This window comes from Mesorhizobium humile (assembly GCF_033977215.1).
GTDB classification, from domain to species: domain Bacteria; phylum Pseudomonadota; class Alphaproteobacteria; order Rhizobiales; family Rhizobiaceae; genus Mesorhizobium; species Mesorhizobium humile.
Window position 1 is genome coordinate 117,421 of record NZ_JAVIIV010000020.1, and the last position, 9,370, is coordinate 126,790.

A 9,370-nucleotide genomic window follows, 5' to 3' on the forward strand; every position below is an offset into this window, starting at 1 on the left:
CGACTACCGGGCCTTTTGATAACGGATATAGAACAGCGTCAGGCCGAGAGAGATCAGCAGGATGACCACGGCGCTCGCCGACGCTTGGGACAGGTTGTAGCTCGAGAACGCGAGCTTGTAGGTGTAGGTGCTGAGCACCTCGGTCGAGTAGATCGGACCGCCGCCCGTCGTTATCCAGATCAACGGGAAGACCTGCATGGTCCAGATGAAGTCGAGCAGCGAGATGCTGATGATGATCGGCATCAGCTGCGGGATCGTGATGAAGATCAGCTTCTGATAGGCCTTCGCCCCGTCGATATCGGCGGCCTCGTAGAAATCCTTGGGAATGCCTTGCAGACCGGCGAGCAGGCTGACCATGAAAAGCGGATAACCCGCCCAGATGTTGGCGAAGGTGACGGCGTGCAGCGCGGTCTCGGGCGAGGAAAACCACTCGATCTTGGAACCGATGATGCCCAGCTGCATGAGAATGCTGTTCACGACACCGTTCGGCTCGAGCAGCAGACGCCAGATCACCGCGATGATCACCGCGGTGAACAGCCAGGGCAGTATGTAGAGCACGCGCAGGATATTGCGCAGCGTTGGATTGATGCGGTCGCTGTTCAGCATGAGCGCGAAGACCATGCCGATGGTCATGTGGAAAACGACGCTCATGCAGGTGAAGTAGAGCGTGTGCCACAGCGAAGCCCAGAACACCGGATCGTCGTAGATCGCCTGGTAGTGTTTCAGTCCGGCAAAGGAAGGGTCGCGACGCAGCACCGCGCTGTTCTGGAACGAGTAGGCGATCACCGTCACCATCGGCAGCAGCATCAGAAGGCCGATGATGATGAGCGAGGGCGACAGATAGAGATAGGGTGCGACCGCTCGTTTCAGCTTGTGGTGGGAGCGCTTTTGCCGGGTCATGTGCCAACCTTGGGATACGCCTTCAAGAGAAGGCGAGCCTCAAAAACAGGTCCATTCTCAAATTGCCGATCCGTTGTTGCCGGGTGGCCTGCCCGAAGTCAGGCCACCCGGCCGAAGATAGCAAAGGGGGAACAGGCCGATCAGAATTTCGCCATCCAGCCCTTTTGAGCGTTGGCCGCGGCTTGTTCCGGAGACTGCTCGCCGGCGAGCATCTTCTGGGCTTGCACGTCGAACTGGGTCATCAGGTCTTCAGCCACCGGCAGACCCGTGAACTCGTTGGCGAGATAGCCGGTCTTGAAGATTTCGAACGCCTTGCCGAAAGCCTTGTCCGAGGTCACGAAATCGGGCTTGGCGTTGACGTTGCCCGGGAAGGCGTTGGCGAGCGACACCAGCTTGGCGTTCACCTTTTCGCTCAGCAGATATTGGACGAGTTTCCAGGCCTCTTCCTGATGCTTCGAGCCGGCGGAGATGCCGATGCCCCAGGAGGCATAGGGAAGGCCGCGCTTGCCGGTGTAGCCCTCCACGACCGGGACCGGGATGAGGTCGAAGTTCAGCTTGGGATTGCGCTTGCGGATAAGGTTCACATGCGCGAGCGAGTCGATCATCATCCCGACGCGGTCGTTGACGAATTCCTCGACCTTTTCCTGTTCGGTCTTGGTGGCGATGCCGGGCGAGATGGTGCCGGCGTCGTTGAGCGATTTGACGAAGGCGAGCATATCGACGACCGGCTTGGCCTCGAGAGCCGGCTTGCCGTCCGCCATCATCGACTGACCCGAAGCCCAGACCCACGACATCATGTCGTTCTGGACGCCGGACGGCGTTTGCAGCGAGAGCGGCAGCACCCAGCCATACTGGTTCTTGTCGGGATGGGTCATCTTCTTGGCGGCTTCGAGAAACTCCGCGCGGGTAGACGGCAGCTTGGTCACGCCGGCCTGGGCGGCGAGGTCCAGATTCACGAAGACCGGATAGACGAACGAGGCGACCGGGAACATCACCGCCTTGCCGTCCACCTTGATGATATCGGCGACCTGGGCTTTGTCGAACTTGCTCGCATCCATCATCGGGTTCATGTCGGCGAGCGCATTCTGCGCGTTCAGATTGTTCACCCAGGCGCCGTCGAGACCGACGACGTCGCTGAGCGTTCCGGTTGCGGCGCCCACCGAGATCTGGTCTCGCGTGGTCGCATAGGGGCCGCTGACCAGCGTCACCTTGATGCCGGGATTCGCGGCCTCGAAATCATCCATGATTTTGCGCAAGGAGCCTGCGGGCAGCTCTGGCTCCCACCATTGGGTGAATTCCAGCGTCGTGTCCGCCATGGCGCCGGTTGCGCCAAGCAACCATGCGGCCGCGGCCATTTTCAGCATCGCGGGTCTTATACGAAACATCATTTTCTCCTCCTTCTTAGTGATCGGCCGCACAATGCGGACGATCGTCTGGTTTATTCAGAAGCCTTCTTTCGCAGGCGCCTCGCTCCCGCCTGCGGGCCTTGCCGCAAATCTTCAGATCGCCAGATGCGTCTCGGGATCGAAGAAATGGAGCTTGGTATCATCCAGGGCCAGTCGGATTTCCGAGCCGGAGCGGACTTCGCTGACCGGTTCGAATTTCGCCACCGCGTTCGACGCCAGACCGAAATCCTCGACCGCGTCCGGGTCGCCGGAGTCCACCCGGACCGCGTCGATGTTGAGATGGACGATATGTTCGGACCCGAGCTCTTCGATCGAGGTCACCTTTGCCGGTATCGTCTGATACTTGCGGCCGGATTCGAGGCTGCTGTCATAGAGATCCTCGGGCCGGATCCCGAACACGACCTTGCGCCCCGCATACGATTTCAAGCTTGGCCTGCGCGCGAAGGCCGCATCCTGCAGCCGTATGGCGAAGGCGCCGGACATCAACTCGCTGCCCGTCAGCGTTGCCTCGAAAAGGTTCATCGAAGGAGAGCCGATGAAGCCGGCGACGAAAGCGTTCACCGGTGATTCATAGAGCCTCTTGGGTGTGTCGACCTGCTGCAGCACGCCGCCCTTCAACACCGCGACCCTGTCGCCCATCGTCATCGCTTCGATCTGGTCGTGGGTCACGTATATGGTCGTCACGCCGAGCTGCTTTTGCAAGCTGGTGATTTCGGCGCGCATTTGCACACGCAGTTTCGCATCCAGATTGGAGAGGGGTTCGTCCATGAGAAAGGCGGCCGGCTCGCGCACCATGGCGCGGCCCATGGCAACCCTTTGACGCTGCCCGCCTGACAGGTTCGCGGGTTTGCTGTCCAGCAGCGACGTCAGCTGAAGGGTCTTGGCGATCTCGTCCACGCGCTTCTTGCGCTCGGCCTTCGGCTTGCCTGCGAGCCGCATCGAAAAGGCGATGTTTTCGAACACCGTCATATGCGGGTAGAGCGCGTAGCTCTGGAAGACCATCGCGATGTCGCGGTCCTTTGGCGGCATGTCGACGACGTCGACGCCGCCGATCCGAAGGCTGCCGCTTGTGACGTCCTCCAATCCCGCGATCATTCGCAGCGCGGTGGATTTGCCGCAGCCGGACGGCCCGACGAGGATCAGGAACTCGCCGTCCTCGACCGACAGGTTCAGTTGGTCGATCGCGTGAAAATTGTTTCCGTAGGTCTTGCAGATATTCTCAAGAACGACTTCTGCCATCTTCCTCCCTCCACAAGTCTAAGCCGCTGATTTTGTAATTATTCTCGGCCTGTATTCGCTTGCGAAACGTTTCCTCGGATAGTTCCGTTCTATGTTCCGGTATCGAGCTGCGCATGGTTCAGCCCGGCTGCCGATGGAGCGTTCGCCGATGCCAGGAGTTGCCTGACCTGATCGTCGGTCGGAAGCGCCTCGCGCCCGCCATGCCCCGTTACCGACAGGGCTGCGGCCGCGGCCGCGAATGCGACCCGGCCAGCGGTGTCGCCGCCGCGCGTCAATGCATGGGCATAGGCGCCATGAAAGCAGTCGCCTGCGCCGGTCGAGTCGACGACGGCAACCCGGTGCGGAGGCAGGTGCCAGAGACCCCTCTCGTCGCGCCCGCGATAGTAGACGCCCCTGTCGCCATCGGTCAGAACCACGGCCGACCGCGACGGCGACCACAAAGCCTCGAGCATCTCGGCGGGCGAGCGGCGGCCCGTGGCGGTGCGTGCGAAGCCGAGCGGAAGAATGAGATGGTCGCAGAGCGCCGTCAGCCTGTCGGTCGCTGGCCCGCCGCTCCATTCGATATCGCCGAGGATCGCGAGGCCGAGATCGCGAGCCCGAGCCACGACATCCAGCGACCGGATCGCATAGCCGTCGACGATCAGCATGGTCGCGCGGCTGAGGACCTCGTCCGGAAAGTCCGGCGCGGTGCCCAGCATCGCTTCGTCGTCATAGGCGATGAATCGGTCCCCGTCGGAGCCGACGGTGATACGCGAGCGTACCGGGCGCGCATCCGGGTGGCGCGGCGCGAATGCGGTTTCGACACCGCTCTCAATGAGATCGCACAGCACGGCGTCGTCCGCGGCATTGCTCAGCCAGCCGATGAATCCGGCGTTTCCGCCGAGCCGCGCGACGGCGGCAAGGGCCGTCGCGACATTTCCTCCGAAAGCGCGCGTGCTTTGCAGAACCTTCCCCTTGCCCGCCGACAACGGCTGATCGACATAGGCGATGTCGTCGATCGCAATGGCGCCGAAGCCGAGGATTGAGGGGACGGTGGGCATTGTTCAGGCACCCGCCTTCGCCAGAGCGTCTTGTGCCGAAAGGCCGTCATGGATGACGCCCCGGAAGGCAAGAGCTGCTTTCTGCGGATCGCCATGTCCCCAGAGATTGCGGCCCACCACGGCGCCGCGCGCGCCGGCACGGATGGCGTCCGCCGTCTGCTGAAGCGCGCCGAGCAGCGTATCGGTCTTCGGCCCGCCAGCGATCACGACCGGCACCGGGCAGGTCCGAACGGTCTCCCGGAATGATTCGAAGTCGCCGGTGTAGCCGATCTTGATCACGTCGACGCCGGACTCGTAGCCGATGCGCGCCGCATAGGCGATCTCGTCGGGGGTGAAGACGATCTTCGCCCCGTCGGTGAAATCGCGCGGATAGATATGCGCCACCACCGGCATGCCGTAGCGCGCCGCCGCATTCACCGAGTCGGTCAGCCAGCGTATGTATTTGCCCTCGGTCGCGCCGCGCACCGGAATGGCCACGGCCAACGCATCGGCGCCAGCCCGCACCGCATCGTCGGGCGTTGCAATCAGCTCGCTGATGCGATCGTCCGGGGTGAAGCAGCCCGCCTGGATCACCAGGGAAGCCTTGCCCGCATATTGCGGCCACAGATGGCGCGCGGTGCCGGGCTGGATGCTGACATAGTCGGGTTTGCCCGCCATGACGCGTGCGAGCGCACCCGGCAGGTCGGCAAGGCCGCCTTTGCGGACGTCGCCATAGCCGACGAAGTGGTCGACCGCACCGCCAAAAAGATTCCCCGATGGATGCGAGAAGAGGCGCGCAAGACGCACCTTGGTTCCAAGGCTCATGAGTGGAAAATTCCTCAATCGTTTGTTTTCAAAATCCCGGCGCACGGCGTTTTCATATGCTCTATAAAAATTTTACGCGCGTCAAGAATTAAAATGTTGTATAGCGGCTTTTGACTGTGCTCCGTTGCAGGCGAAAGGGCGCAGCCAGGCCATGGCCGCGTTGGGAGGTACGATCTGAAATGCAAGGAAAATCAAAGACAAAGCTCGGCATCGGCGTCATCGGATGCGGCAACATCTCGATGACCTATCTGCGCAATGCGAGCCTGTTCGGCGGGGTCGAATTGCGCGCCTGTGCCGACATTTCGGCCGATATGGCCGCGCTCCGTGCCAGGGAATATGGCATCCGCGCGCTCGGCGTCGACACGCTTCTGGCCGACCCCGACATCGACCTTGTCCTCAATTTGACGATACCGGCGGCGCATTTCGACATTTCGCTTTCGGCGCTCTCGGCCGGAAAACACGTTTTCACCGAAAAGCCGCTGGCGACGTCCGCCGCCGATGGCCGCCGGCTGGTTGCCGAGGCGGCAACAAGCGGTGTTCTGCTCGGCTCGGCGCCCGACACCTTCCTCGGTGCTGCCGGACGTAGGGCGCGCCGGCTGATGGACGAGGGCGCGATCGGCCGCGCCGTCACCGGCACCGCCTTCATGATGGGGCGCGGCATGGAGCACTGGCATCCCAATCCGCAATTCTACTACCAGCCGGGCGGCGGCCCGGTCTTCGACATGGGTCCTTACTACCTGACCATGCTGGTCAACCTGCTCGGCCCGGTCGCCCGCGTCATGGCGATGGCGACGCGCGGCCAGGAGGAACGTCTGGTCACCGCCGACGGTCCTTACAAGAACACCACCTTCAAGGTCGGCACACCGACCAACATCCTGTCGCTGCTCGAGTTCCGCTCCGGCGCCACCGTCACCTTCGGCGCCTCCTGGGACGTCTTCAAGCACTCCAACCATCCGATCGAACTGCATGGCACCGAGGGCTCGCTGAGGCTGCCCGATCCCGACACCTTCGGTGGCACCGTCTCGCTCTCGGCGCGCGGCGCCGACTGGAAAGATCTCGAGAGTGAGCGCGAGCTCTACGGCGCGCACAACTGGCCATACGCCGCGCCTGACCGCGCCAACTACCGCATGCTCGGCGTCGCCGACCTGGCGCGAGCTCTGGCGGAAGGCAGGAGGCCGCGCGCGTCCGGCGATCTGGCGCTGCATGTGCTGGAGATCATGGAGGCGATCCTGGCCTCGGGCGAAAGCCGTGGCTCAGTCGCCGTCAACGGCACCGTCGACCAGCCACCGCTGCTCGGCGAGGACGAGGCGGCGAGCCTGCTGGCCTGACAGGAGGTCCGTCGATGACGACATCGCCGCTGACGGCAGCACCGAACCTGTCCGCGCTCGACCCGCAAGCGCTACATGTTCTCGATCTCGGCCGCCGGGTGAACGGGCCGCCCTTCGAGACCGGCACGCCGGAACAGGCGCGCCGTGCCTATGTGAACGGTCTTTCCGATCTACAAGGCGACCGCGAGCCGGTAGGGTCGGTCACCGAGCGCACAATCGCCGGACCGGGCGACGCGCTGAGGCTGAGGATCTATCGCGGGCAGGGCGCGCCTGATGCGGATGCTCCGGCGCTGCTTTATCTGCATGGCGGCGGCTGGGTGATCGGCAATCTCGAATCGCATGACGAGATCTGTCGCTGGTTCGCCAACATCGCGGCTTGCGTTGTCGTGTCGCCCGATTACCGGCTGGCGCCCGAGCACAAGTTTCCAGCGGCGGTGGAAGACTGCCGCGCCGTGTTGTCCTTCATGCAGGATCATGCCGCCGATCTCGGCATCAACGCGAAACGCGTCGCCGTTGCAGGCGACAGCGCCGGCGGCAATCTGGCCACTGTGCTCAGCCTCGTTGCGCGCGAGGACAAACATCCGCTGACGGCGCAACTGCTGCTCTACCCCAACACCGATGCCGCACAGACGGCGGACAGCTATCGTCGCTTCGCCGTAGGTTTTGGACTGACCGCCACGACCATGGCCTGGTTCCGCGACCACTATGTCCGCGACGCCGCCGACGTCGGCGATTGGCGCGTCTCGCCGCTCAAAGCCGAAAGCCTTGTGGGAGTGGCGCCGGCCTTCGTCGCCATCGCCGGCCACGACATCCTCACCGATGAAGGCGAGGCCTATGCAAAGCGTCTCCTGAACGCCGGTGTGCCGGTCGTGCTCGAGCGCTGGCCGGGCCTGATCCACGGCTTCGTTTCGATGGGCCGCCACGGGCGGGCATCACGACAGGCGGTCGAGGCGGCGGTTGCCGCCTGGCGTGGCTTCGATCGCGCTCTCGCCAAAGATCAGGCCGACTGACGCATCACCAGCGTCGCGTCGAGTTTGACCTTGGGCGCGACCGCCGTCCCGTCTTCGTTGAGCAGGGCAAGCAGTGTCTCGACGCTGCGTCCGGCCATCGCGGCGAAATCCTGCGCCATGGTGGTGAGGCCGGGGCAAGCGTAGCGGCTCAGCGGATGGTCGTCATGCGCGGCGACGCGCAGGTCGCAATCCGCCTTGCGGCCGACCTTGAGCCCTCGGGCGAAGGCGGCCGCCATCAGGCCGAAGGCCAAGCGATCATTGTTGCACAGGATGGTCTTGCCCGGCAGGGCGCCATTGCCAAGCATCCTTTCGGTCTGCTCGTAGCCGATCCGCTCGAAATCCCAAGTGTAGTCCTTGGTGTTGCCGATCACGATGGGCTCATGCCCGAGCCGTTTCATCGAGGCGACATAGCTCGCCAGCCGTTCGGGCGAGTTGTGGTTGACGTGCGGGATGTCGAAATAAACCGGCGCGTCGCCCGAGCGGCAGAGATAGTCGACGATGGTCGCGACGCTCTGCGTGTTGTTGTTGCCGACGAAGGGCGTGTGGCCTTCGAGGTAGGTGTCGAAATAGACGATCGGGATCGCCTGCGTCAGCTTTTCCAGCGTGCGATGGTCGGAACGCCGCCCGAGCGGCGCAACGAGCGCGCCCGAGACCTTCAGCGACAGGATGGTCCGCGTTGCCTCGACCTCGAGCTCGGTCGAGCCATGCGAGGAGATGACGATCGGCCAGTAGCCTTCGTCGCGCAGCCGGAGCTCGATGCGGCTGACCATCTCCGAATAGAACGGATCGGTCACAGTCGGCACGACAATGCCGATGCTGCGTGTGCGCTTGCGGTTGAGGTTACGCGCGAACAGGTTCGGCTGGTAGTCGGACGAGCGCAGCGCTTCCTCGATGCGCTTGCGCGTCGCCGGCTTGACGCTGGTCGGATCGTCGAAATATTTCGAAAGCGTAGGCCTGGAGACGCCGCAGGACCGGGCGAAATCCTCCATCGTCTTGTGCGTCATCGCCATTCAAACCCTCGCAGCACGGACACGGCCTGATCCATGCGCTGTCCCGTGCTTTCCTTGCGGTGCGCCAGCGCGCGACTGCAAGTTGAAATTTTACAGGAAGCCATGTGAGTTATCAACGCGTCGACGAAAATTATTCCATGCGTAAATTTATTAATTAACGTGAAAATTCCAGGTGTTCAATCTTGAAGGGAATAGGCTGCGCGCGTGCCGGGGACATGGATGGAGAAGCTGGTCTGCACCGGCGAAATCCCGGTCGAGATCATGGTTGAACGCATCGGCCGGGCTTCCTCGAGCGCCTTCGCGTGCGGAACGCACAGGGAAAGCTTGCCAGTTCTCTAAGTAAATCATCCAGGAGCGAGCCTCCTCTCAATCCGCCTACTCCACCGTGACCGACTTCGCCAGGTTGCGCGGCTGGTCGACGTCGGTGCCCATGAAGACGGCGGTGAAATAGGCCAGCATCTGGATCGGCAGGGCGTAGATGATCGGCGACATGATTTCCGGCACCTCGGGCAGGATGATCGTCTCCATCGTCTTGATGCCGGCCTGGGCCGCGCCCTTGGCGTCGGTGATCAGGATGATCTTGCCGCCGCGCGCCGCCACTTCCTGCATGTTCGAGACCGTCTTTTCGAAGAT

Annotated in this window: 8 protein-coding genes and 1 pseudogene; 2 read left to right on the top strand and 7 right to left on the bottom strand. The window is 63.0% G+C overall.

All coding sequences use genetic code 11. The features are described from left to right. Positions 1-3: 3 nt before the first annotated feature. From RFM52_RS25690 to RFM52_RS25710, 5 genes are all read right to left on the bottom strand, one after another. The gene (locus RFM52_RS25690) at positions 4-900 is read right to left on the bottom strand and encodes a carbohydrate ABC transporter permease (RefSeq protein WP_320298558.1); all 897 of its coding nucleotides are present in this window, start codon (positions 898-900) and stop codon (positions 4-6) included. A gap of 140 nt (positions 901-1,040) precedes the next feature. Further along, positions 1,041-2,288, bottom strand: coding sequence for an ABC transporter substrate-binding protein (locus tag RFM52_RS25695; protein ID WP_320298559.1), 1,248 nt, complete (start codon positions 2,286-2,288; stop codon positions 1,041-1,043). Between the two features lie 111 nt (positions 2,289-2,399). Then, positions 2,400-3,545, bottom strand: coding sequence for an ABC transporter ATP-binding protein (locus RFM52_RS25700; protein ID WP_320298560.1), 1,146 nt, complete (start codon positions 3,543-3,545; stop codon positions 2,400-2,402). A gap of 89 nt (positions 3,546-3,634) precedes the next feature. Continuing rightward, entirely contained in the window at positions 3,635-4,585 is a 951-nt protein-coding gene (locus tag RFM52_RS25705) for a PfkB family carbohydrate kinase (protein ID WP_320298561.1), read from the bottom strand. 3 nt (positions 4,586-4,588) lie between these two features. After that, positions 4,589-5,389, bottom strand: a complete 801-nt coding sequence (locus RFM52_RS25710) for a class I fructose-bisphosphate aldolase (protein ID WP_320298562.1) — start codon at positions 5,387-5,389, stop codon at positions 4,589-4,591. Positions 5,390-5,568: 179 nt separating this feature from the next. Here RFM52_RS25710 and RFM52_RS25715 point away from each other — a divergent pair, with 179 nt between their 5' ends. Beyond that, on the top strand, positions 5,569-6,717 hold the full coding sequence (locus tag RFM52_RS25715; protein ID WP_320298563.1) for a Gfo/Idh/MocA family protein: 1,149 nt from the start codon (positions 5,569-5,571) through the stop codon (positions 6,715-6,717). A gap of 14 nt (positions 6,718-6,731) precedes the next feature. Next, entirely contained in the window at positions 6,732-7,727 is a 996-nt protein-coding gene (locus tag RFM52_RS25720; protein WP_320298564.1) for an alpha/beta hydrolase, read from the top strand. Here RFM52_RS25720 and RFM52_RS25725 read toward each other — a convergent pair. Together RFM52_RS25725 and RFM52_RS25730 are read right to left on the bottom strand one after the other, a co-directional pair. Further along, positions 7,715-8,737 (bottom strand): LacI family DNA-binding transcriptional regulator, encoded by a 1,023-nt coding sequence (locus RFM52_RS25725; protein ID WP_320298565.1) that lies wholly within the window; start codon positions 8,735-8,737, stop codon positions 7,715-7,717. The two genes, RFM52_RS25720 and RFM52_RS25725, sit on opposite strands and share 13 nt — an antisense overlap. Positions 8,738-9,112: 375 nt before the next feature. Then, a pseudogene (locus RFM52_RS25730) lies at positions 9,113-9,370 on the bottom strand (glutamine--fructose-6-phosphate transaminase (isomerizing)); the annotation flags it as partial.

What these genes read in the sequence shown, in the direction of transcription:
- RFM52_RS25690 (WP_320298558.1), bottom strand. Translation starts at nt 900, where the DNA reads ATGACCCGGCAAAAGCGCTCCCACCACAAGCTGAAACGAGCGGTCGCA.
- RFM52_RS25695 (WP_320298559.1), bottom strand. Translation starts at nt 2,288, where the DNA reads ATGATGTTTCGTATAAGACCCGCGATGCTGAAAATGGCCGCGGCCGCA.
- RFM52_RS25700 (WP_320298560.1), bottom strand. Translation starts at nt 3,545, where the DNA reads ATGGCAGAAGTCGTTCTTGAGAATATCTGCAAGACCTACGGAAACAAT.
- RFM52_RS25705 (WP_320298561.1), bottom strand. Translation starts at nt 4,585, where the DNA reads ATGCCCACCGTCCCCTCAATCCTCGGCTTCGGCGCCATTGCGATCGAC.
- RFM52_RS25710 (WP_320298562.1), bottom strand. Translation starts at nt 5,389, where the DNA reads ATGAGCCTTGGAACCAAGGTGCGTCTTGCGCGCCTCTTCTCGCATCCA.
- RFM52_RS25715 (WP_320298563.1), top strand. Translation starts at nt 5,569, where the DNA reads ATGCAAGGAAAATCAAAGACAAAGCTCGGCATCGGCGTCATCGGATGC.
- RFM52_RS25720 (WP_320298564.1), top strand. Translation starts at nt 6,732, where the DNA reads ATGACGACATCGCCGCTGACGGCAGCACCGAACCTGTCCGCGCTCGAC.
- RFM52_RS25725 (WP_320298565.1), bottom strand. Translation starts at nt 8,737, where the DNA reads ATGGCGATGACGCACAAGACGATGGAGGATTTCGCCCGGTCCTGCGGC.